General features: G+C 68.4%; 22 protein-coding genes and 1 pseudogene. 15 read left to right on the top strand and 8 right to left on the bottom strand.

Annotated features, from left to right (window positions below):
• Nucleotides 1–125 precede the first annotated feature (125 nt).
• Together ACIBHX_RS46380 and ACIBHX_RS46375 are read left to right on the top strand one after the other, a co-directional pair.
• Nucleotides 126–797, top strand: a complete 672-nt coding sequence (locus tag ACIBHX_RS46380) for a response regulator (RefSeq protein ID WP_397074647.1) — start codon at nucleotides 126–128, stop codon at nucleotides 795–797.
• Nucleotides 798–902: 105 nt separating this feature from the next.
• Complete coding sequence (locus tag ACIBHX_RS46375) at nucleotides 903–1,118, top strand: hypothetical protein (RefSeq protein ID WP_397074645.1); 216 nt, start codon at nucleotides 903–905, stop codon at nucleotides 1,116–1,118.
• 612 nt (nucleotides 1,119–1,730) lie between these two features.
• Here the strand turns inward: ACIBHX_RS46375 and ACIBHX_RS46370 are convergent.
• The gene (locus tag ACIBHX_RS46370) at nucleotides 1,731–3,014 is read right to left on the bottom strand and encodes a hypothetical protein (RefSeq protein ID WP_397074643.1); all 1,284 of its coding nucleotides are present in this window, start codon (nucleotides 3,012–3,014) and stop codon (nucleotides 1,731–1,733) included.
• Nucleotides 3,015–3,420: 406 nt separating this feature from the next.
• Here ACIBHX_RS46370 and ACIBHX_RS46365 point away from each other — a divergent pair, with 406 nt between their 5' ends.
• A complete protein-coding gene (locus ACIBHX_RS46365; protein ID WP_397074678.1) occupies nucleotides 3,421–4,797 on the top strand; it encodes a carbohydrate-binding protein in 1,377 nt (458 codons plus the stop codon).
• A 53-nt stretch (nucleotides 4,798–4,850) separates the two neighbouring features.
• Here the strand turns inward: ACIBHX_RS46365 and ACIBHX_RS46360 are convergent, their stop codons facing one another.
• Complete coding sequence (locus ACIBHX_RS46360) at nucleotides 4,851–6,089, bottom strand: sensor histidine kinase (RefSeq protein WP_397074642.1); 1,239 nt, start codon at nucleotides 6,087–6,089, stop codon at nucleotides 4,851–4,853.
• Between the two features lie 148 nt (nucleotides 6,090–6,237).
• On the opposite strand from ACIBHX_RS46360, the gene ACIBHX_RS46355 reads away from it, so the two are divergent.
• Both ACIBHX_RS46355 and ACIBHX_RS46350 read left to right on the top strand, forming a co-directional pair.
• On the top strand, nucleotides 6,238–7,506 hold the full coding sequence (locus tag ACIBHX_RS46355; RefSeq protein WP_397074640.1) for an alpha/beta hydrolase family protein: 1,269 nt from the start codon (nucleotides 6,238–6,240) through the stop codon (nucleotides 7,504–7,506).
• Nucleotides 7,506–8,954 (top strand): S41 family peptidase, encoded by a 1,449-nt coding sequence (locus ACIBHX_RS46350; RefSeq protein ID WP_397074638.1) that lies wholly within the window; start codon nucleotides 7,506–7,508, stop codon nucleotides 8,952–8,954. Before ACIBHX_RS46355 ends, ACIBHX_RS46350 begins: the two co-directional genes overlap by 1 nt.
• Nucleotides 8,955–9,080: 126 nt before the next feature.
• Here the strand turns inward: ACIBHX_RS46350 and ACIBHX_RS46345 are convergent, their stop codons facing one another.
• Nucleotides 9,081–9,737, bottom strand: a complete 657-nt coding sequence (locus tag ACIBHX_RS46345; protein ID WP_397074676.1) for a response regulator transcription factor — start codon at nucleotides 9,735–9,737, stop codon at nucleotides 9,081–9,083.
• Between the two features lie 159 nt (nucleotides 9,738–9,896).
• Here ACIBHX_RS46345 and ACIBHX_RS46340 point away from each other — a divergent pair, with 159 nt between their 5' ends.
• From ACIBHX_RS46340 to ACIBHX_RS46325, 4 genes are read left to right on the top strand one after another with little or no spacing between them, the layout of a single operon-like run.
• On the top strand, nucleotides 9,897–10,427 hold the full coding sequence (locus ACIBHX_RS46340) for a hypothetical protein (protein ID WP_397074637.1): 531 nt from the start codon (nucleotides 9,897–9,899) through the stop codon (nucleotides 10,425–10,427).
• Entirely contained in the window at nucleotides 10,420–11,523 is a 1,104-nt protein-coding gene (locus tag ACIBHX_RS46335; RefSeq protein WP_397074635.1) for a peptidoglycan-binding protein, read from the top strand. Before ACIBHX_RS46340 ends, ACIBHX_RS46335 begins: the two co-directional genes overlap by 8 nt.
• Entirely contained in the window at nucleotides 11,520–12,173 is a 654-nt protein-coding gene (locus tag ACIBHX_RS46330; protein ID WP_397074633.1) for an ABC transporter ATP-binding protein, read from the top strand. Before ACIBHX_RS46335 ends, ACIBHX_RS46330 begins: the two co-directional genes overlap by 4 nt.
• The gene (locus ACIBHX_RS46325; protein ID WP_397074631.1) at nucleotides 12,173–13,378 is read left to right on the top strand and encodes an ABC transporter permease; all 1,206 of its coding nucleotides are present in this window, start codon (nucleotides 12,173–12,175) and stop codon (nucleotides 13,376–13,378) included. The genes ACIBHX_RS46330 and ACIBHX_RS46325 overlap by 1 nt, the downstream gene beginning before the upstream one ends.
• Here the strand turns inward: ACIBHX_RS46325 and ACIBHX_RS46320 are convergent.
• Nucleotides 13,321–14,508, bottom strand: coding sequence for a hypothetical protein (locus ACIBHX_RS46320; protein ID WP_397074630.1), 1,188 nt, complete (start codon nucleotides 14,506–14,508; stop codon nucleotides 13,321–13,323). The genes ACIBHX_RS46325 and ACIBHX_RS46320 overlap by 58 nt on opposite strands.
• A gap of 68 nt (nucleotides 14,509–14,576) precedes the next feature.
• Here ACIBHX_RS46320 and ACIBHX_RS46315 point away from each other — a divergent pair, with 68 nt between their 5' ends.
• Nucleotides 14,577–15,443, top strand: a complete 867-nt coding sequence (locus tag ACIBHX_RS46315) for a universal stress protein (protein ID WP_397074628.1) — start codon at nucleotides 14,577–14,579, stop codon at nucleotides 15,441–15,443.
• A gap of 33 nt (nucleotides 15,444–15,476) precedes the next feature.
• On the opposite strand, the gene ACIBHX_RS46310 is transcribed toward ACIBHX_RS46315, so the two are convergent.
• Both ACIBHX_RS46310 and ACIBHX_RS46305 read right to left on the bottom strand, forming a co-directional pair.
• The gene (locus ACIBHX_RS46310; RefSeq protein WP_397074626.1) at nucleotides 15,477–16,844 is read right to left on the bottom strand and encodes a nicotinate phosphoribosyltransferase; all 1,368 of its coding nucleotides are present in this window, start codon (nucleotides 16,842–16,844) and stop codon (nucleotides 15,477–15,479) included.
• A gap of 213 nt (nucleotides 16,845–17,057) precedes the next feature.
• Entirely contained in the window at nucleotides 17,058–17,354 is a 297-nt protein-coding gene (locus tag ACIBHX_RS46305) for a hypothetical protein (protein WP_397074624.1), read from the bottom strand.
• A 70-nt stretch (nucleotides 17,355–17,424) separates the two neighbouring features.
• On the opposite strand from ACIBHX_RS46305, the gene ACIBHX_RS46300 reads away from it, so the two are divergent.
• Complete coding sequence (locus ACIBHX_RS46300; RefSeq protein ID WP_397074622.1) at nucleotides 17,425–18,006, top strand: hypothetical protein; 582 nt, start codon at nucleotides 17,425–17,427, stop codon at nucleotides 18,004–18,006.
• Between the two features lie 71 nt (nucleotides 18,007–18,077).
• Here the strand turns inward: ACIBHX_RS46300 and ACIBHX_RS46295 are convergent, their stop codons facing one another.
• Nucleotides 18,078–18,488, bottom strand: a complete 411-nt coding sequence (locus tag ACIBHX_RS46295) for a roadblock/LC7 domain-containing protein (protein ID WP_397074620.1) — start codon at nucleotides 18,486–18,488, stop codon at nucleotides 18,078–18,080.
• A gap of 353 nt (nucleotides 18,489–18,841) precedes the next feature.
• Between ACIBHX_RS46295 and ACIBHX_RS46290 the strand changes: the two genes are divergently transcribed.
• A complete protein-coding gene (locus tag ACIBHX_RS46290; protein ID WP_397074618.1) occupies nucleotides 18,842–19,210 on the top strand; it encodes a hypothetical protein in 369 nt (122 codons plus the stop codon).
• A gap of 253 nt (nucleotides 19,211–19,463) precedes the next feature.
• Here the strand turns inward: ACIBHX_RS46290 and ACIBHX_RS46285 are convergent.
• A pseudogene (locus ACIBHX_RS46285) lies at nucleotides 19,464–20,390 on the bottom strand (ISAzo13 family transposase); the annotation flags it as partial.
• 10 nt (nucleotides 20,391–20,400) lie between these two features.
• Here ACIBHX_RS46285 and ACIBHX_RS46280 point away from each other — a divergent pair.
• From ACIBHX_RS46280 to ACIBHX_RS46270, 3 genes are read left to right on the top strand one after another with little or no spacing between them, the layout of a single operon-like run.
• The gene (locus ACIBHX_RS46280; protein WP_397074617.1) at nucleotides 20,401–20,865 is read left to right on the top strand and encodes a hypothetical protein; all 465 of its coding nucleotides are present in this window, start codon (nucleotides 20,401–20,403) and stop codon (nucleotides 20,863–20,865) included.
• A gap of 10 nt (nucleotides 20,866–20,875) precedes the next feature.
• The gene (locus tag ACIBHX_RS46275) at nucleotides 20,876–21,667 is read left to right on the top strand and encodes a 2-oxo acid dehydrogenase subunit E2 (protein WP_397074615.1); all 792 of its coding nucleotides are present in this window, start codon (nucleotides 20,876–20,878) and stop codon (nucleotides 21,665–21,667) included.
• Between the two features lie 59 nt (nucleotides 21,668–21,726).
• Nucleotides 21,727–21,948: a universal stress protein gene (locus ACIBHX_RS46270; RefSeq protein ID WP_397074614.1), complete on the top strand. Its 222-nt coding sequence runs from the start codon at nucleotides 21,727–21,729 to the stop codon at nucleotides 21,946–21,948.
• The last annotated feature ends 317 nt before the right edge of the window (nucleotides 21,949–22,265 follow it).

The following is a 22,265-nucleotide window of genomic DNA, read 5'->3' as shown; positions in this document are numbered from 1 at the left end:
TTCGGAGGGCTTCGGTGGGCTGCATGCGAACGCGTGAAGTTGCTCGACGGCACCTTCGCCGCCGGGCCGGGCCCCCAGGGCGGGTTCGTCGTGCGGGCGGCACTTCCGATCCAGGGATGCGATGCATGATCCGCGTACTCCTCGCCGATGACCAAGCTCTGGTCCGCACCGGCTTCCGCATGATCCTGGAGAACGCCCAGGACATGCAGGTGGTCGGCGAGGCGGCCGACGGCTGCCAGGCCGCGACGATGGCTCTCGGCCTGCGGCCGGACGTGGTACTGATGGACATCCGGATGCCCACGGTCGACGGCGTCGAGGCGACCGGCCGCATCTGTTCCGGCGACGCCGACGGCGGCACGCGCGTGCTGATACTGACGACCTTCGACCTCGATGAGTATGTCTACGCCGCCCTGCATGCCGGTGCGAGCGGATTCCTGCTCAAGGACACCCTCGCCTCCGACTTGCTCTCGGCCATCCGAATAGTGGCGCGGGGCGACGCCGTCGTGGCGCCGTCCGTGACCCGCCGGCTACTCGAACGGTATGTCGGCACCGCCTCCGCGCAGGTCATACCGGCCGCCGACCTGGATGTCCTGACTGAACGCGAGCGCGAGGTGCTGGGGCTCATCGCCCGCGGCCTGTCGAACACCGAGATCGCCGGCCGCCTCTACCTGTCCGAAGGCACCGTCAAGACACACGTCCACCGCGTCCTGTCCAAACTCGGCCTGCGCGACCGAGTCCAGGCCGTCGTGCACGCCTACGAAAGCGGCCTCGTACGCGCCGGCACCGCGGAGCCCTAACGACCGTGAACCTTGGGTGGTTTCTTTGAGCTTGGTGCGGGTGTGTGTGAGAGAGTTCACGATCCGGCGAGGAACTACGTAGGGGGCGAGGCCGTCATCCCTAACATGACTGATGAGGCGCAGAACGATCGGTTCCGCTCTCTGCCGGAGCGGCCGGACCCGGCGACGTGGCAATCCGGTCTGGATGAGGGGCCCTTGCCGCAGGTGATCGCTGAGCCGGCGGAGTTGGGAGACACCGGCCTGCGCTGGGTGGCACCCGAGCTCGAAGTGGCACAGCAGATCAGCGACGCGATCGTACGGCGCCGCAGTTCCCGTGACTGAACGGAACGTTTGGACTGTGCGCCTGCAGAAGAGTCCGTAGAGCGCGACCCAGACACCTCCCTCCGCGTCCACGGCCAGATGGCGAAGCCACGGTCGACGGCCGCGACGACGCCAATCACCGGCCTGGTTGGCCAGCCTCAACGCTTACCCGAAATGGGCCTGAGCCGGGCCTTGGTGTCCGAGATCGAACGCCATTCACCCAGCCATCCGAGTCATCCACGCCGCCGCACCAGCAACTGCGTGCGCACCTATTCGCTGGCCGAACCGCGCAGCAACGGCCGCAGGGTGGTGTTCATGAAGTCGGTGCCCGGAGATCTACAAGAAAGAGGCCCTGCCCCAGCGGGCCACGCTCGGCTTCTACCGCCAGGTCGACGACCTGGACTGGACCTACGTCTCCCCGGCCGTCGCGATCGAGCCCGGCGAGCGCACCGAGAGCTACCGCCTCGGCGGCGAGGACCTCCTCGCCGCCGAGCAGGGCAAACAGCTCCATCTCGGCCGAGGACTACGCCATCGCCATCGCCGACGAGATGGAGGAGGCCACCCACACCGCCGCATCCAAGTGGTCCAATGACCACATGCTCGGGGTATGGCTGGCCGTACCCCATGGTCGGCTCAGGACGTCACGGTTACGGCGTCGAAGAGCTGTTGGGCGTAGTAGATCGAGGTGTAGTACATAGAACACGCGCCGTCCACCATGTTGCTGCTACTCATGATGCCGGACGCGCGAGCGCCACCCGTTACGGGTTTGTAGACCGCACCACCCGAGTCTCCGTGGAGTATGCAGGGTCCGCTGTCGTTCCAGGTCTCGACGACCGGAGAACGCAGCACCCGTTGGCCCTTTGAGTTGGTGGCATAGATCGACGTGAAATTGTTCACCACGCGATATCCGCACGTTGTTCCGGTTGTCGCCCCACTCGTGCACATCGAGTCGCCCACGGCCGGCATGCTGGTCTGCGTCGAGACGACCGCCTGCGAATCCGTGGCGTACTTGCCTCCGTCATAGATCCGCGGATCGTTGCCGCTCACCCTGATGACCGAGATGTCGCCGTACTTGGTGGTGCCGATGTCGCAGCTGCTTTCCGTCGTTTCGCAGAGCGAGTTCTGATAGCCGTCACTCGTGCCGATGCGGTTGACCCAGCGGGTGCCCTCCGTGTTCAGCGTCGACGCGTCACCTGGAAAGGGGAGGGTGCAGTGGCCGGCGGTCACCAGGAAGTGCTTCGAGCCATCCGAGCGCTGCATCGGAAAGGCCGTGGAGCAGTGCAATCCACTGCTGCCATAGCCGCTCCACGCCGCCCCACCCCAGTAGGGAAACCTGTCCCGATACCGGTCAGGTCCGTCCGTCTGACTAGGCACGGTGGGTACATGGCGAACCGTCACCGCGTCGCCATAGTCGGCCGCCAGGGCGGCTCGGGCATCGTCAGTGATCGACTTCAGCCCGACGATGACCCCGTTGTGCTCCCAGTCGAGTCCGGTGCTCACGATGGGGACCGACGCGATGCTGCCACGCGTGATGATCTCGTTGGACAACCGGCTGAGGTCCGCGAAGCTGCGGGTGGCCTGTGTCACTTCGCCCGTGGAACCGGTCGCGGACCGGGCGGCCGCCTGTGTCCGGTCCGACGCGCCATGCGGGACGGCGGCGACGACCTTGCCGCGTGCCTTGTCGTACCAGACGCCGGCCCACTGTGTGGGGTTGTCGAGCATCAACCGGTTGATGGCCTCGATCTTCTTGACGGCCTGTTCCGGCGCCACGGCCGGTGGCGCCATGTCGGCAAGGGCGGCGAGCGGACGAGCGACCGCGTTCGCCGAACCGGCGGGACTCAGCGTCACCGCCGCCGCGGCGATCGCGGACGAGAACAGCGCGAATGCGCGCTGCCTCCTTCGAGGGTTGGTGGCCACCTGTACTCCTTTGCGTGTCCCCTGATTCGGGGCAGGGGCGTCGATGCGCGAATGCGCTCGACATCGGCGCAGACTGTCCGCCGATGCGGAAGCCCATCCAACCGAGCGGGTCGTTTCCTCACGGTTTCCCGGTCAACCCAGACCGGCTCCGATCGGCTGGCCGAGTACCCGCGCAGGCCCAAGAGGGCGCTCAGGAGCCGGAGCCCAAGACGCGCCGCTTGAAGGTTTGGGTCTTGACCGTAATTGATCAAGACCTCCATACTGCCGACCAATCGATCACCCGCCCACGGGGACTGGCGCGCCCATCAAGCAGAACCCACACCAGGACACGCAGTTGTTCGATGGTTACTGGCGGGCACTCAGGTAAGGAGAGCGACAGTGTTCCGTTCAAGATTGGCCGCGGCAACTGGGGCGGCTTCGTTCGCACTGCTATCGCCCATCGCACCCGCGATCGCGGCATCGGCCGACTACCAGGCCGAGATCTGCGTGGTCAACCACGGGCTCATCGAGTCCAACCACTCGGGCTACACCGGCACCGGGTTCGTCAACACCGACAACGTCACCGGAGCCTCGAGAGTGCACGGTCAGCGGCCCGGCGACCTCGGTGATCGTACGCTATGCCAACGGCACCAGCGCCAACCGGTCGGTCCGCTACGGCACGACCATTGTCGACTTCCCGGGCACCGGGTCATGGAACACCTGGAAGACCGCGACCTTCCCGGTCAGCCTCGCGGCCGGCATGCACACCATCCGCCTGACCGCGACCACCGCCGGCGGCGCGCCCAACATCGACAAGCTCACCCTGGACAACAGCACGGCCGGCTCGGGTGATGTGATCAACGTCGCCACCGCACAGCAGCTCCGTACGGCTCTGGCCGGCGCCCGCCCCGCCCAGACGATCCAGCTGGCCGGCGGGACCTACCACGGCTCGTTCATCGCACAGCGCGCGGGTACGGCTTCCGCGCCGATCACGCTGCGTGGCCCCCGCGATGCCGTACTGATCAACGACGGCCCTGGCGGCAGCGGGCCCTCGTGCTCGGCACCGGTCAGCGGCTTCGACCCGGGATACGGCGTGTGGCTGTACAACGCCTCCTACTGGGCGCTGACCGGCTTCACCGTGGCGAACGCCGACAAGGGCGTCGTCCTCGACAACTCCCAGCACGTCCTCCTCGACGACCTGTACATCCACCACATCGACGAGGAGGCCGTCGCCTTCCGCAGGTCGTCGGCCGACGGCACCATCCGCAACTCCCGCATCGAGCACACCGGCCTAAAGAACCCCCAGTACGGCGAAGGCGTCTACATCGGGACATATCACAGCAGCTGGGGCTGCTACGGCAACTCCGGCGGCGTCGACCGCTCCGACCGCATCCAGGTGATCGGCAACACGATCGGCCCCTACGTCACCGCCGAGCACGTCGACATCAAGGAAGGCACTCAGAACGGCGTGATCCGCGGCAACACCTTCAACGGCACCGGCCTGTCAGGTCAGAACTACGCCGACTCCTGGGTCGACGCCCAGGGCAACAACTACCTGATCGAGAACAACACCGGCACGTTCGCCAAGCCCGGCACCTTCGCCAACGGCTACGAAACCCACACCATCATCACCGGCTACGGCTGCGGCAACACCTGGCGCAACAACACCTCCGACCTGGGCGGCGTCGGCGGCTACGCCATCTACGACTCGGCAAGGTGCGCGTCCAACCCGAACCGGATCTACTCCTCCAACACAGTGACCAACGCCCGCAAAAGCCTGACCAACCTCCCCATCACTCCATGAGGTGCACGCCCCGAAGGTAGGGCACTGCTGCCGGCCAGGTAAGACAGCCGTGACTACGCAGCGGAATCATCGGACGCGTGGTCCCGGCGGAGTGGGAGGGTGACGGTCACGATCAGGCCGCCTTCGTGCCTGGGGCGGATGGTGGCTTCGCCGCCGTGGGCGTGGGCGATGGAGCGGACGATCGACAGGCCGAGCCCGGCGCCCTGCGCGCCGCGCAACCGGTCGGCGCCCAACCGTCGGAATGGTTCGAACAGCGAGGGGATCTCGTACGACGGTATGTCCGCACCGGTGTTGCTCACCTCGAGCTCCACCCCGTCGGCCACGGTACGGCTGGTGACGCGGACCCAGCCGCCGGTGTTGTAGCGGATCCCGTTCTCCAGAAGGTTGTGCACCAGCCGCTCAAGGAGCAGACCGTCCCCGACGGTCGGGGTCGCGTCGGCCGCACAGTGGATCACCACGTGGGCCTTGTCTGCTTGCGGGGTGAGCTCGTCGGCGACGTGGCGGACCACGTCCTCCAGATCAATCGGAGCCTTCTCGGTGATCTCGCTGTCAGCGTGGGCGAGCACGAGGAGTCCGGAGATGAGCCGCTCGTGCCGGTAGCTGATCTCCATGAGTCCCTCGCCGAGCTGCTTGACGTCCTCGGAGGCGCTCTTGCGCAGCATGGCGAGCTCGACGAGGGCGCGGCTGAGGGTCAGCGGGGTGCGCAGTTCGTGGGAGGCGTTGGCGACGAAGCGGCGCTGGCCGTCGAAGGATCTGTCGAGGCGTTCCAGCATGGTGTCGAAGGTGTCGGCGAGGTCCTTGACCTCGTCCTCTGGGCCGTCCAGGGAGATGCGTTCGTGCAGGTTGCGGTCGGCGGCCGAGGCCGCGGCGATTCGGCGGGCGGTCGCGGTGATCTGGTGCAGCGGTTCGAGGACACGTCCGGCGATCAGCCAGCCGAATCCGACCGCAGCTCCGCCGACCAGGAGGAGCGCGATCCCGCTTTGGGTGAGCAGCGAGGTGGTGGCCGCCTGGTGCAGGGTGGCGCGCTGGTCACTCATCCAGCGCACTGCCGCGTCTCCGGTCAGTCTGCTGCCGTCGGGGGTGACCACGAGCGCGTCGGCTACGGGCGGAGGTTCGGGATGGGCGACGGGTCCGACGACCATCTTCGAGCTGGAGGCGTTGAGTTGCTGGGTGAACAGCATGTATGTGGTGCCGAGCAGCAGCATCCCGGCGACGAAGAAGAGCCCGCCGTACAGGAGCGTGAGCCGGGCGCGCAGCGTGATGCGGCGCATCCGTAGGTTGAGGAGCTTCACCCGATGCCATCTCTCAAGTCGTGAACGTTGGATTCATCATCGCTCACCTGGTGTTTCCTCCCGGTTTTCCGGGCGGGAAACCGTGGGGAAACGGCTCTTCGCGTTGGATACGGCTTCGAAAGCATCCCTGGACGTTCAGGAGAGATCCATGGCACTCGACGGCATCAGCCGCCGCTCACTGCTGGGAGGCGCGGCACTCGTGGCCGCCTCGCTGGCTACCATCGGCGTCGCCCGGGCCGACACCCCCAAGCGCTTGCGCCTCCCCTTGCCCGCCCCGACCGGTCCACACGCCATCGGGACAGTGTCGAAGAGGCTGGTCGACCGATCCCGCAAGGACCCGTGGCTTCCCACGCGTGATCGCGAGCTGATGGTCAGCGTGTGGTACCCCGCCCATCCCGGCGGCGGGCAGCAGCGGGCGCCATGGATGACGAGCGCGGCCCTGGCCAAGTACCGGCCGGAGTTGGAGCGCATGCTCACCCAGACCGCGCAGATGCGGCAGACAGGCGACGGCACGATCTCGCTGGCCGGAGTGGAATTCCCCACCACGCACGCCCGATACGGAGCACCGGTCAGGAGGGCGGCCTCGCCGTACCCTGTGCTGCTCTTCTCCCCGGGGGCGGCCGCCGACAGGGAGGAGCACACGACGATCGCCGAGGACCTGGCCAGCCACGGCTACATAGTGATCACCCTCGGGCACACCTATGACGCCGCGGAGATCGAGTTCCCCGGAGGGCGGGTGGAGGTGGCGGGCCCGCCGCTGAGCCAGGACGGCTCGGCCGAGGTTCTGAAGGCACGCTATGCCGACGCGCTGTTCGTGCTGGACAGCCTGGACAGCCTGGACAGCCTGGACGTGCGTCCGGGGAAGATCGGCATGTTCGGCCATTCGCTCGGCGGAGCCACCACAGCCCAGGCGATGGCACACGACAGGCGCGTCCTGGCCGGTATCGACCTGGACGGTACTCCGATCCCTGATGTTGCGATCACTCCGCCGGACAGGGGCGGCGACACGACCCCTGAGAAGGCCGCGGAGCTGGCCGGAGCCATCGCGCGCAAGATCGGCGATCGTCCCTTCATGATCATGAGCAGCAATGGGCAGGGGCCGCAGCAGTTGGGCGCGCTGATGGACGGGTTCTGGAGCAACCTCAGCGGATGGCGGCGCTTCCTGTCGGTGAAGGGCACGACCCACGGCAGCTACACAGACGCGGAGACGCTGATGCCGGAGCTGGTCAAGGCCGGCAGGATCTCGGCCGGCCTCGCCGCCGCGGTCATCGGCCCGTCCCGCGTGCTTCCTGCCCAGCGCGCCTACATCCGCGCGTTCTTCGACCGCCACCTGCGCGGCATGCAGGCACCGCTCCTGGATGGCCCTTCGGCCGACTATCCCGACGTCATCTTCTTCCCCGCTCAAGGAGAGTCCTGATGAAGACCGCGTTGGTCGGCCTGGCCGCGGCGTTGGCGCTGACTGGATTCGCGAGCGCCCCGGCCGCCGCCTCGAAGGCGGCCGCCTGTGCACCCGCCACGCAGCCCCCGCCACCGGTGCAGCCCACCACGATCGCCACGATCGAGCAGGCGTATCGGTGCATCTTCGACCACTACTACGGTGGCGACCGTCTCGACGACCGCACGCTGCTGACAGGCGCGTTCGCCGGACTCACCCAGGAGTTGCAGCGTCGCGGGCTCGACCAGGCCGATGCCACGCTGCCGCCGCTGTCCGGCGACCGCGACCGTGACTGGGAGGCGTTCCGCGCGGTCTACGAGCGCGTGAGCGGTGAGGTCCCGGACAAGCCGGAGGTCGAGCAGGCGCTCGCCGGGGCGACCATGACCGCCATGATCGGCACCCTCCAGGACAACCACGCCCGCTGGATGCGCCCTGAGGTCCCGCCCGGCGCCAAGCCCGGCGACGCCTACGGCCTGGGTATCACGGGGCTGTCCGGCAGGCAGGGCTCGCGGCCCGACCCGGCGGCGACCGGGCCGCTGTTCGTCACCTCGATCGCGGCCGGCAGCCCCGCCGCACAACGCGGCCTCAAGCCCGGCGACGTGATCATCTCCGCCAACGGCTCGGCGCCGTTCGCCGGCGGCGTGCTGTCGACCGGCGTGCTCAACCTGCTCGATCCTCAATACCCGGATCAGGAGCCGGTACGGCTCACGCTGCGCCGTCCCGCCACGGGCCGGACATGGACGACCACCGTCAAGCCAGGGCTCTACCGCACGGCGCCGCCCGCGGTGTCGTCGAAGACGCTCCCCGGAGACATCGCCTACGTGGCGCTGCCGGGGTTCTTCCAGGGTGCCGCCGACCAGGTCCTCGCCCGACTGCGCGAGCAGCCCGAAGCCCGCGGCGTCGTGCTCGACCTGCGCGGCAACCGCGGCGGCTCCGATGCCGAGGTGAACCGGCTCTTGGGCGCCTTCGTCCACGGCAAGGTCACCGCCTACCACTGCGACGCGCAAGGATCATGTACGGCTGGCCGTACCGACGACAGCGTGCCGCTCCTCGGGCTGCCGCTTGTCACGCTGACGGACAGGGTTTGTGGCTCGGCCTGCGACCATTTCACTTCTGCGGTCAAGGACCTGAAGGTCGGCCCCCTGGTCGGCACGCGCACCGGCGGTGTCGTGTCAGGCCCCGCCAGCGCCTACACGCTCTCGGACAACAGCGCGTTGCTGCTGCCCACGCTGCACCATCTGGGGCCGAACCGGGAGATCGTCAATGGCATCGGCGTCGCCCCCGACCACTACCGGCCGCTGACAGCCAGGGACCTGTCCACCGGCAAGGATCCCGCCCTGGAGAAGGCGCTGGACATCCTGACTTCGAGCACGAGCACGAGCACGAGCACGAGCGTGAAGCCGACGCCGTCGGCCAGCCCGACCTCATAATCCGCCGTGTCGGAGATGTAGTGAGGCGAACCCATGGCAGGCCACGGCCTGCCATGGGTACCGCCGCGGGCCTGGTAGCGGGCCAGTCGGCTGCGCCGCGCCGTACCGAGACGGGCCGCCGGCTGGTCAGTGCATGCGGTAGCCGACGCGGGTGATGGTTTCGATGACGTCCGGATCGCCCAGCTTGCGCCGCAGTTTGAGCATGGTGAGCCGCACCGCGCCGGTGAAGGGGTCGGTGTGCTCGTCCCAGACCTTCTCCAGCAGGTGCTCGGTGGACACCACCACACCGTCGGCACGCAGCAGCTCGGCGAGCACGGCGAACTCCTTGTTCGACAGCGGCACGTACCGGCCGCCTCTGAACACCTTGTGCCGGGCCGGATCGAGCGTGATGTCCCCACGGCAAAGCACTGGCGGTACGGCAGGCCGGGAGCGACGACCCAGGGCCAGCACGCGGGCTGCGAGCTCGGTGAAGGCGAAAGGCTTGACGAGGTAATCGTCAGCGCCCAGGGACAAACCGCAGACCCGGTCTGCGACCTCGGCGGACGCGGTGAGCATCAGCACACGAGCGTCCGAACCCGACTCGACGAGCCGGCGGCAGACCTCGTCGCCGTGCACACCAGGCAGGTCCCGGTCCAAGACGACCACGTCGTAGTCGTAGACGTCGATGCGCTCCATCCCGGTGGCACCGTCGTAGGCGACGTCGACCGCGTGCGACTGCTCGCGCAGCCATTCGGCGATCGCGTCGGCGAGCACCGCCTCGTCTTCCACCACCAGTATCCGCATCGTCACGTTCCTTCCTGCGGTGTCGTCCCTGGCCATGGTGACAGACGGGCCGTTTCCCGCCTGTTTGCCCCTGAGGGAAACCGCCGGGAAACGGCTCATGGAGTTCCATGGCATCCTCGGCGGCCGGATCTCCTCCGGCTCCGATGAAAGGAGACTCCAATGCGGATGCGAACCTCCGGCACCCTGGTGTTCGCGCTGGCCATGGCGCTGGCCGGGTGCGGCGCGCAGGCCGACGGCGCGAGACAGGTGGCCTCGGCCAGCGGCGTCGCGACCCAGGGCGCCGCCCAGCCGGCCAAGAGCGCCGATCAGGCGGAGATGGGAGTGAAGTTCGCGCAGTGCCTGCGCGAGCACGGCGTGAACGTGGCCGATCCCGAGCCGGGCAAAGGCGTCACGATCACCTCCGACAACGGCAAGGTGGATTCGGGAAAGATGCACAAGGCGATGGAGGCCTGCCGCCAGTTCGATCCCATGGCCAACCAGCCGGCGGGCGCGGACACCCAGGCCCAGGAGCGGATGCGCAACCTGGCTAAGTGCATGCGCGAGCACGGCGTGGCGTCCTTCCCCGACCCGGAGCCGGGCGGCGGCATGCGGCTGGACGCCCAGGTGCAGCAGGATCCCGACTTCGCCAAGGCGCAGAAGCTGTGCATGGGCGACATGCCCGGTACCCCACGGAGCGGCGGCAATGGGTGAGGCGGCGCTCCGGCGCTCTGCTCGCCCTCGCCGTACCGGAAGGATCATCGCGATCGCCGGCTCGGGGATCCTGGCCGCGGCGGCCTTGGCCACGGCGCTGATCACGCGAGGCGGAGTCGTCCGCGACACGCCTACGGCCGGCCAACTGCCTCCCAGCACCGCGCAGGTGGCCCGGCAGACGCTCAGGGACACCACTGACAGCAACGGGCAACTGGGCTTCGGTCCCACGAACACGATCGTGAGCCGGCTGTCGGGGATCCTCACCCGGCTGCCCGAAGTCGGCGGCAAAGTGTCGCGCGGCAGGACCCTCTATTCGGTGGACGACGAGCCGGTGACGCTGATGTACGGCTCACTGCCCGCCTACCGCGACCTGCGCACCGGCACGGAGGGACCGGACGTGCGGCAGCTCGAGCGCAACCTCAAGGCGCTCGGTTACAGCGGCTTCACCGTCGACGATCAGTACACGGCGCAGACCGCGTCCGCCGTCAAGAAGTGGCAGAAGACGCGCGGGCTCGATCAGAGCGGCTCGGTCGAACTGGGCCGCGTGGTGTTCGCTCGCGGCGCGGTGCGGGTGGACAGCCTGGAGGCGGCCAGGGGCGACGCCGTCACCCCGAACGGGAAGGTCCTCTCCGTCACCGGCACGACGCAGGCCGTCACGGTGGAACTCGACCCCGCCGAGCAGCGCCTGGCACGGCCCGGCCGTACAGTCACCGTCAAACTGCCCGACGACAGGAGCATCCAGGGCCGCATCTCCACCGTCACCACGGTGATCGAACCAGGCGAAAGCCAGAACGACGACCCGACCACCAAGGTGGAGGTTGTCATCGCCCTCCATGGCGAGCGAGCCCAACGGGCTGCCCGCAATTACGCCCTCGCCTCGGTCACCGTCTCCTTCGTCGCCGGCGAACGGAAGAACGTGCTCACCGTCCCGGTCGCGGCCCTGGTAGCCCTGCGCGGCGGCGGCTTCGGTGTGGAGACCGTGCGCGGCTCGACCACCGGCTACGTCCCGGTGCGCACCGGCCTGTTCGCCGACGGCCAGGTGGAGATCTCCGGCGACGGGATCACCCAGGGCACGACCGTAGGGATGCCGAAATGATCCGTCTCACCGACGTGACCAAGACCTATCCGGGCGGCGTCGCCGCGCTCGCCGGAGTCTCGCTGGAGGTGGAGTACGGCGAACTCCTCGCCATCGTGGGCCCCTCCGGCTCCGGCAAATCGACCATGCTTCACTTGATCGGCACGCTGGATCGGCCTACCACCGGCAGCGTGCTCATCGAGAGCCACGACACCGCCGCCCTGTCGGACGCCGAGCTGTCCGCGCTGCGCGCCCGCCGGATCGGCTTCGTCTTCCAGCAGTTCCACCTCGCACCGGGCACCTCCGCCCTGTCCAACGTGGCCGACGGCCTGCTGTACACCGGGCTGCGGCCAGCTGAGCGGCGACGGCGGGCCGCGGCGGCGCTGGATCGCGTGGGGCTGGGGCATCGCATGGAGCACCACCCGCATCAGCTGTCCGGCGGTGAACGCCAGCGCGTCGCAGTCGCCCGCGCGGTAGCGGGCGACCCGGCGCTGCTGCTCGCCGACGAGCCGACCGGCGCCCTGGACTCCGCCTCCGGCGCCGGGGTGATGGCGTTGCTGCGCGAGTTGCACGCCACCGGCACCACCGTGGTCATCATCACCCACGACCGGGAGATCGCCGCCTCCCTTCCCCGACAGGTGCGCATGCACGACGGGCAGGTGATGCACTGATGGCCGCAACATCGCTGCGCCCCGCCCGGATGTGGCCCAGCGACGTGCTCCGGGTCGGCGCGGCCGGGCTGCGGACCCGGCCCCTGCGGGCCCTGCTGTCGGCGCTCGGCATCGCCATCGGCATCGCCGCCATGGTCGCCGTGCTCGGCATCTCCTCCTCCTCGCGCGCCGAACTCGACCACACCCTGTCCGCGCTGGGCACCAACCTGCTCACCGTGTCCCCGGGCAAGACCTTGATGGGCGCGGACGCCCGGCTGCCGGCCACCGCCGAGGCCATGGCCGGCCGCATCGGGCCCGTCGAGTCGGTGTCGGCCATCGGCCGGGTCACCGCGGCCAAGGTCTACCGGACCAGCAAGATTCCCGCAGTGGAGACCAATGGCATCGCCACCTACGCCACCAGGACCGGCCTGCTCGCCGCCCTCGGCGTCAAGGTCCGCAGCGGCACCTGGCTCAACGCCGCCACCGGCGGCTACCCGGCGACCGTGCTCGGCTCGGCGGCCGCGGAACGACTCGGAATCGGTCACGCAGGCCCGCAGACCCAGGTGCTCATCGGAGGCGTACGGTTCACCGTCGTCGGGGTGCTGGATCCCGCCGCGCTGGCTCCCGAACTGGACACCGCGGCGCTGGTCGGCTGGCCCGTCGCACAGGCCCGGCTCGGCTTCGACGGCCGCCCCACCACCGTCTACACCCGCTCCGCCGATGCTGAGGTCGAGGCGGTGCGCTCGGTGCTGGCCGCCACCGCCAATCCCGAAGCACCCAACGAAGTCCAGGTCTCCCGCCCCTCCGACGCGCTGGCCGCCAAGCAGGCCGCCGGCCAGGCGTTCACCGGACTACTGCTCGGACTCGGCGCGGTGGCACTACTGGTGGGCGGGGTCGGCGTGGCCAACACCATGGTCATCTCCGTCCTGGAACGCCGCGCCGAGATCGGGCTGCGCCGCTCACTGGGCGCCACCCGCGGCCAGATCCGCACCCAATTCCTCGCCGAGTCGCTGCTGCTTTCCGCCCTCGGTGGGATGGCGGGCGCGCTGCTGGGCGTCGTAGTCACTGCCTGTTACGCCCTTTACCAGGGCTGGCCCGCCATCGTGCCCTCCTGGGGAGTGATCGGCGGCGTCGCCGCCACCCTGGCCATCGGCGCCCTGGCCGGCCTCTACCCGGCCATCCGCGCCGCCCACCTCTCCCCCACCGAAGCCCTCGCCACTCCATAACCAGAGCCCTGAAGAGGCAGATACCCACCGCCACGTGGTGCCGCGGTGGGAAACCACGACTGGTGCCCGGCCGGCTCGAGCCGATCACGTCGACGGATGTCCAACGAGGCGATCGAGGCCGGGTTGATGTCGGGATCAACGAGTGGTCGAAGCGGGGCAGTCTGTTGGACAGCCCGGTGGGGCTGGTGTTCGATATAGAAGGTCTCGAACTCGCGCAGAGCATGCAGAAGGTGGCGCTGGTTCCAGAGCAAGGTTCGATCCAGCAACTCGCGCCGACAAGTCTGGATCCATCGCTCCATGATGGCGTTCATCCTCGGCATACGGACGCCGCTGATGACGCGCACTCCCGCACCGGCTAGCACGGCATCGAAGGCCGCGGTGAACTTGGCGTCTCGGTCACGGATGAGGAACCTCGCTGAACTGCCCGCGTCCTGCAGGTCCATGACGAGGGTGCGGCCGAGCTGGGTGACCCACTGCCCGGTGGGGTGCGCGGTGACACCGAGGATCCGCACCTGGCGGGTGGCGTGCTCGATGACCGCCAGGACGTACAGTCGCGCCCCCACCAGCGTGCGGACCTCGAAGAAGTCGCAGGCCAACAGCACGTTGGCCTGACTGCGTAAGACTCGGACCAGGTGGTGTGCTCCCGTTCCGGAGACGGATCGATGCGGTGGGCTTTGAGGATCTCCCAGACCGTGGAAGCCGCGACCTGGATACCGAGCGCAGCGAGCTCGCCATGGATACGCCGGTAGCCCCACGAGGAGTTTCTCGCGGCCCAGCCGCAGCACCAGCAAGCGGATGGACCGGATAGTGGGCGGGCGTCCCCGCCGCCGATGAGCACTTGCTGCGGCGTCCCGGCGCCGCAGCAGATCACGATGCCAGCGCAGGATCGTGTCAGGGCGGACCAGCAACGTGAGACGCCGCAGCGTGCCCATAGGCAGACGATGGAGCAGCCCCGCGAGGAGGAACCGATCTTCCCGAGTGAACGCGGGCTTGTTCACCTGCCGCTGCAGCACGGTCGACTGATGCCGGAGCACCAAGATCTCGATGTCCTTGTCGCGATCGCGTGCAGACAACAACCGCAGGAACGAGAAGACGGTCGTCGCCGTGAGGTAGGCCAAGCGCAGCAACACGACCGATCATCCTGCCGCTGGCACAGCGCTCGAGGCGCTCACCCGAGGTGTGAATCATCCACCAGCCCTTGACCTGCACGGATGAGTATTCGGCACCCGCAGGCGTCGAAGAGGCGCTCCTGCGCGAGCGGCCGTTGCGGATCGTCCACGCGGTGGAGCCGATGGTGCACGGCGTAAGCGACGAGGCCGAACCCGACGCCGCCCAGGCACGCCAATGGGGCAGGCACGTGCTCCAACAGGCCGAGGAACTGGCGGCCCTACGCGGCGGGGACGTCGTCGTCACCACAGAACTGCTGCCCGGCCCAGTCGCCGAAGCCCTGCTGGCGGAGTCGGACGCCGCATCGACGCTGGTGATCGGCAGCCGAGGGCTGGGCGGCTTCACCGGACTGCTGCTCGGATCCGTCGGCCTACGGCTGGCCGGACACGCCCAAGGACCTCTGGTGGTGGTGCGAGGCTCGCCCACCACCCGCCACCACGAGGTCGTGATCGGCATGGACAAGGCCGAGAAGTCGCAGGCCGCGATCGAATACGCCTTCGAGGAAGCCCGGCTCAGGCAGGCCAAGCTCCGCGTGATCCACACCTGGTTCGTGCTGCCCACCCGCTACGAAAGCAGCCTGATCCTCGAAGGCGACGGGATCCCCGCCCACGAGCGGAAGGTGCTCCACGAGACGCTGGCCCTGTGGCGAGACGCCTACCCTGACGTCCCCGTGCTCGAATCCGTGCTCTATGGCCACGCGGTTGCCGCCCTCTGCGACGCCTCCGCCAGGGCCGACCTGGTCGTCGTCGGATCACACGGCCGCAGCAAGCTCGGATCCGCCCTGCTCGGCTCGGTCAGCCACGGAGTCCTCCACCACGCGCACAGCCCAGTAGCCGTCGTCGGCCCAGGAGCACGGCGCGATCGTAAAGCGTGGCCGATCGGCACCAGGTTGCCGTGATCGCGTAGTCCTGTCGCATGGACCGGCGAGCGCTCACGAGCCAGTCTCGGCGTTCGACCGGGGATGCTCCGCCTTGGGCGCGGGGATGAACCGTCCCAGTTCGCTGCGGACCTGGTAGTGAAGGTGCATCAGGCGCCGGGTGTAACGGACCCTCGGCGACACGGGCGCACGCAGTTCACGCGTGGCGGCGGGTAGCCGGGCGAGCTCGGCGGCGCACCGGTCACGGATCGTGTCGATCGTTTCGGGGACCTCCAAGCGGCGTCCCTCGATCATCACGGGCCCGAGCAGCGGCCGGTGGTCAGGCGGAGGGCTCTCCTCGCGCAGGCCGACCACGTCGCCCGCCGGGCCCCGGAACACTTGCTTGGCCCCGGGCGCGGTGACCTTGCCCGGCGACAGCTTCATCACGGGCCGCTCGCCGTACTGCACCAGTTTGTAGGCGGTGTCGAGGTAGGGCGCGTCGGCTGACACGCCCATCTTGGTCCCGACGCCGTAGGCGTCGATCGGGGCGCCGGCGGCGACCAGCGCGGAGATGGCGTACTCGTCCAGCCCGCCGCTGGCGAAGATCTTGGCGTCTCTCATCCCCGCCTCGTCCAGCAACTGCCGGGTACGGCGGGCCAGGCTCGCCAGGTCCCCGGAGTCCAGTCGGACCCCGATCGGGCCGGGCAGGCGCATGCGTCGGGTCACGTCGATGGCCGCGCGCACGCCGGAGATCGTGTCGTAGGTGTCGACCAGGAAAGTGGTCTTGGCGGGGAAGTCGGTGGCGAACACCTTGAACGCGGTCTCCTCGTCACCGTGGGCCTCGATGAAGGAGTGCGCCATGGTTCCCGCGGTCTGCAGGCCGTAACGGCGAGCGGCCTCGACGTTGCTCGTGGCCGAGAACCCGGCGATGGCCGAGGCCCTGGCCACGGCCATCGCGGCGTCCAGCCCCTGGGCGCGGCGGAAGGCGAAGTCCACCAGCCGGGCGCCGCCCGCGGCCAGCACGCATCTGGCGGCCTTGCTGGCCACCGCCGTCTGGAAGGTGACGTGGTTGAGCATCACCGTCTCGACCAGCTGCGCCTGAGCGATGGGAGCGGTCACCTCGATCAATGGCTCACCCGCATAGACCACCTGCCCCTCCGGCACGGCCCACACATCGCCGGTGAAGCGCATCTCCCGGAAGACTCGCAGGACATCGGCGTCGTAGCCCTCGGTGTCGGCCAGGTAGCCGAGCTCCTCGGCGGTGAAGCGGAAGTCCTCCAGGAAGGCAAGGCAGTCCGCGAGCCCAGCAGCGACCAGGAAGCCACGCGTGGGCGGCAGTTTCCGGACGAACAAGCTGAAGGTCGCCTCGTCCGTCAGCTGATGCCGCAGGTAGCTAGCGGCCATGTTCAGCTCGTACAGATCCGTGAGCAGTCCACCGGCCATGCCATCAGTGTCCCGGGAACTCACGCGCGAGTCTGCGGCCCAATGACCTGGCTGGAAGGGCCGTTGGTCCCACGAAGCCCCATCCGGTCCGCGATCCAGGCTACGCGAAGCGATCGCGCGCACGGTGGCCAACGTCGGCTCGGGGCCACCGCCTGGTTGGCCCACCGCTCGGGTTGACGTCACCAGAGGAAAGGAAACTCTCAGTAATCTCGGCTACTGGCCTACCCATGAGGAAGCGGCTGCCCGACATCGGGCCAGGGTCCGCGTGGCCGTGGCGATCCGGTCTGCATACACCCGGTACGCCTTGCGCCCCGCCGATGTGGAGCCGTCCCCGGTGAGAGCGGCGCACTGCCCGAGCATGGTCTGGTGGAGTGTCAGCAGGGCGGTGACAGGCAGTGAGTAGCCCTGCCTGCGGCGGATGGCCCAGCCCTCGCGCAGCGCATCGCGGATCGTGGCGCTTGGGCTGTTCTGCAGGTGCTCGGCGAGCAGGCCGAGGATATCGATGGTCACCGGCTGATCGGCGGCCATCTGTTCCTGGTCGGCTGGTCACGGTCGCCGCACTGACGTACGAGCACGTCTTGTGGAACTGGCCCCGCGCAACACCGCGATTGCCCAGCAGGCAGCTTCTACCGCTGGCCTGGGCCAGGTCGAGGTGATGACAGCTGACGCCGCACTCACCGACTGCTACCAAGGCATAGTCCCTGCTGACCTCGTGCTGGCGTGCGGGGTATTCGGCAACATCACTGATGACGACATCCAGCGCACCATCGGCTACTGCTCACAGTTGTGCGATAACGGCGCCACGATCATCTGGACCCGACACCGTGCAACACCCGATCGTGTGCCGCTGATCTGCGACTGGTTCGAAGAACGTGGGTTCGAACGGCGATGGCTGTCGGACCCGGAGGCGGGGTTCGGCGTCGGTGTGCACCGCTCCGCTCTCCAGCCGTCGACGTCGTCGCTGATACGGCGCTTGGCACGGTCATGCGACGCGTCCGCGAGCTCGCGATGGCCCTGGCACGCTCCCCCGTGGCAGACAGCACGCCTGGCCTGCGGCTCCAAGCCGACATTTGTCCTAACGACGTCGTCGCCACTCCAGCTCAAGCAGTGTTCGTTCGTGGCTCACCGTGTTCGGCGTCGCAGCGCGCCCGCCACTCGGTGAGCGATGCGGGTGGCTCCGGCAGCGGCTGCTCCCCCGCGCCCCGCACGCCTTTGAGGTTCCTCTTCTCTCCTTCAAGAGTGCCGGGCCGGGGATGTGAGGTACTGACCAACTCGAGCTACAAGCATCTCCAACTCGTAGGCGATCAGGCCGATGTCGCTGTCCTGCAGGCAGAGCACCGCGAGCCGCGCCCCCTCCCCCGCGACGGTGATGACCAGGAAGGCTGACTTCCACTCAACGACTGTCTGCCGGACCGCCCCACCATCAATGCGGGAACTGATCCCTGTGGCCAGGCTCTGCAAGCCCGCAGCCCCCGCTGCCAAGTGCTCGGCGTCGTCGCTCGTCAGGTCTTTCGACGAGGCCACCAGCAGCCCATCACCGGAGAGCACGATCGCGTGCTCGATCTCCTTCACCCGCCTGACCAGATCGTCGAGCAGCCAGTCCAGGTCCGGTCTGGCCCCCACCTGTGCCACGGAGCTTCGCACGCCGCCTTCACCCACTACGCCGCTCGCCACTCTTGCTGCCCCCTGTTGATCGGTAGGAAATGAGCCATTCGGACTCGGCGGCCGCCGAACCGGTCGTACAGTAACGTCCCGCATCTGCACGGCTACTCACATAGAGGATGATCTTCATCCTGCGAGGTAAGATCATGCACTCTGGTGCATATTTCCTCTCCGTCGCCGAGGTCGTGACCCGTGCGATATGTATGGCCACAAGACAGGCCCTCGCGCAGGGTGACGATCATCACGGCCGGATCTGCGCCGCCATCCCCGCGGCTACCGCGCTGAAAGAGCCACCTCGCCACCAGCGGTCCGCGTTCATACCGGAGGAGATGACGGTGGAGCGGCTCGACCCCGCCGGATATCCGGTCGCGGTGAGGCTGCGGATCGACGTGGACGCCTTCGCCTCGGGCCAGCGGCGCAAGGTCCTGCGGGACAAGAACCGTCCCGGGATGCTGGTACGCCGCCACCGGGAGGTCTGCGTGTTCTCCTACCTGGCCGCCGAGTTGCGGTCGGGCGACATCGCGGTGACCGGGTCGGACTCGTTCGCCAACCTGCACGACCAACTCATGTCGCGGGAGGAGTGTCGCCCGCTGGTGCCGGCGTTCTGCGCCCAGGCGGGCATCCCGACCGAAGCGTCGGCGCTGAGCGCGCACTACCGGGACAAGCTCGCCGCCACCACGACGAGCGCCACCTCGCCCGCCTGATCACCCCGTCTGGACAGGAGCGACATCGACAGGAACCCTGGACCGGATAGCAGCCAACTCCCGCGTCGTCCACTACACCCGTGGGCATGGTGATACATCCATGCCGGCTGCCAGGAGACCAATAACTCCGAACCGTCCTACAGGTCAGCCCTGACCACTCCGACGAGGCGACCCGCCACAAAAAGGCCTTCGTCAAGATGTGGAACCCCGCCGCCCGCGAATACGGCCTGAAGGTCCACGCGGCAGACAAGATCTAGAGCCAACGCCGTTCAGTTAGGGCTCGCGGGTTATTAACACGCAGCTTTGATCTTCGATGGTAGGGGGTGCCTTTGACTTCGGCGAAGTCGTAGAGAGCTTCCAGCGTCGGCAGCCGACGAGGGTTTGGCTGGATGGTGTGTCCTGCCTGCTGGAGGAGTTGCCGGGTCTGGCGTATACGCCGGTTGAGGGTCTCGGGCCGGACGGTGAACAACTCGGCGATGGCGACCTGGGGTAAGCCGAGCCGGTCGTGGATAAGGGTGCTCAGCAGCCGGTCGGCGAGGGTGAGGATGGGGCGGCGTCCAGTGCCGGGAGCGGCCATGCGCGGGCGGTGGCCGCGCCGCTTGTCCAGGTGCGCTTCGCGCTGCTGGTCATGCAGCGTCAGCAGGGTGGCGATCAGGGTGTCCCAGTCCGGGCCGGTCAGTCCGGTCAGGGCGGAGTGGCAGAGCCAGGCCAGGTCGGGGCTCGGCTGGTCGAACGGGTCCGGGGCATCGTTGACCTGGGCGTAGGCCTGCGGGTGCAGCGTGTAGTTCCAGTCGCCGTGCCAATCGTGACGATGCAACGGTAGGGCGTCCATCTGCCTGTCGCTGATGGTGACGCCGGTCGGATAGGTGCTGGTGTCGAGGTCGGCGTGCACACGAAGCCCGGTGCGGGTGGTGGTGGAGGCGATGGTCTGCACAATGACCTCGTGGCTGCTCAGCGGTCGGCCTCGCCAGTTCATGGTGATGTGGGAGAACAGCCGATTCTCGACCTTGTTCCACTTGGAGGTGCCGGGCGGAAAGTGGCACACGGTGATCTCCAGCCCGGTCTGCAGGGCCAGCGCGGCCAGCTCAGCCTTCCAAGCTCGGGTGCGATAGCCGTTGGATCCTCCCGCATCGGCGGTGATCAGCAGACGTGTGGCCAGCGGGTAGTCGCTCCTGGACTTCGCCTACGCGATGATCGTCCCACCGTTCACCGGCCAGGACGTGGTCCGCGCCGTCCCCGGACTGGCCGACGAGAAGGGCTTCGTACCCGTCCTGGACACCTACCAGTCACGCGCCTACGCCGACGTCTACGCCGTGGGCGTGGCGGCCGCCGTCGACGTCCCGTGGACCTCCGCGATTCCCGTCGGGGTGCCCAAGACGGGCTTCCCCACCGAGACACAGGCCCACGTGGCCGCGGCCAACATCGCGGCAGCCGTACGCGGAGACTCCCCCACAACACACAACGAATTCGGGAAGATCCCCGCGGTCTGCATCATGGACGCGGGCAACAACGGCGTGCTCATCCTGGCCGACAAGATGCTGCCGCCCCGCAAGTTCGGCGTCATGGTCCCAGGACCTCAGTCGCACGCAGCGAAGATCATGTTCGAGAAGTACTTCCTCTGGAAGGCACGGCAGGGCTACGTCAGGCTGCCGTGAGGAGATGACCATGTCCCAGTGGCGGAAACTGGCCGATGCGAGCTGGGGCGCGCCCCGCGACCCCCAGTTCTTCGGTGAGCTCGACCTGGATGCGGCGACCGCGCTGGCCTTCATCGAGGAGGCACGGCGCCATTCCGGCGTGCATGTGACGATGACGCACGTGATCGGCCGCGCGGTGGCGCACGCCCTGTCCACCGTTCCCGAGCTGCGGGTACGGCGTGCCTTCCGGGGCCTGCGCCCCCGGTCGAGCAGCGACGTGTTCTTCATCGCGGTCAGTGACGATGGGCGGGAGCTCAGCGGGGTGAAGGTCGCCGATGCCGACCACAAGTCCGTCGTGGCCGTTGCCGAGGAACTCCAGCGTCGCGATCCCGGGTTGGAACGCGGCAAGGCCCTGCTGGCCCGGCTGCCCGGATGGCTGCTCCGCCCGGCGCTCGCCCTGGGTGCGTGGCTCACCTCGGATCTCGACCTCGACCTGTCCCGCATCGGCCTGCCGCGGCAGGCGTTCGGCGGCGCGATGGTCTCCTCGGTGGGCATGTGGGGCATCGACCGGGCTTTCTCGCCGCTGGCCTCCTACTACCGCGTGCCGGTGCTCGTGCTCGTCGGCGCCGTGCGCATGCGGTCGGTGGCAGTGGCGGGCGACGTGGTGGTGCGGCCGATGCTCACGCTCACCGCCACCTTCGACCACCGCTACACGGACGGGTTCCACGCGGCGCGCTTCGCCGCCGCGATCAGGGAGTACTACGCCGATCCCGCCGCCTTCGAGCCGCGCGCGTTGGCGATCCCGCAACAGCAGAGCGCATGAAACCGGATGCCGTCCTGCCCCGGTCCGGCTCTCGCAGGACTCCCTCTCGAGGAGATCAGATGGAAGCTCGCGGTGTCGTCGTGGGTTGCGACGGTTCCGCCCCCGGCGACCACGCGCTGTGCTGGGCGGCGGATGAGGCCGAGTCCAGGAACCTCCCGCTCACGCTCTGCCACGTCTGGGACTGGCCCTACCACGAGTGGCCCGGCGAGGTGGTCCCGCTCGAGCTGGTGGGCCGCCCTGCCCGGTCGCCGTGGTCCACGAATAGCGCCGCTCTCAAGTGATGATGGCGAGGAGCAGCATGAGCGCTCCCGCGACGACCAGCAGCGCCGCCCACACGAGGTGCTTGGCGAGCCGGGCGATCCAGCCACCAGCGAACGTCCGGCCATGGGGGTGTCTGCGGAGCGAGGCCGCTGATGGCCTTGATGCGGCGGACGAACGCCGGATCCTCCTGGGTCAGACATTCCTGGAGCCTCGAGGCAGTGTTCGGGAGGTCAGCGGAGGTGGCAGATTCCAGCATCGTCAGGATCATGGCTCGAGGCCCCAGATTCGACTGCAGGATGCCGCTCGCGCCGTGCTGGCGGACTCTCCTGACTGCATG

Origin of the sequence: Nonomuraea sp. NPDC050536 (assembly GCF_044457685.1) — a bacterium.
Taxonomy (GTDB): domain Bacteria; phylum Actinomycetota; class Actinomycetes; order Streptosporangiales; family Streptosporangiaceae; genus Nonomuraea.
Note: the sequence above shows the minus strand (reverse complement) of the source record. Positions and strands in the feature narration are given on the sequence as shown.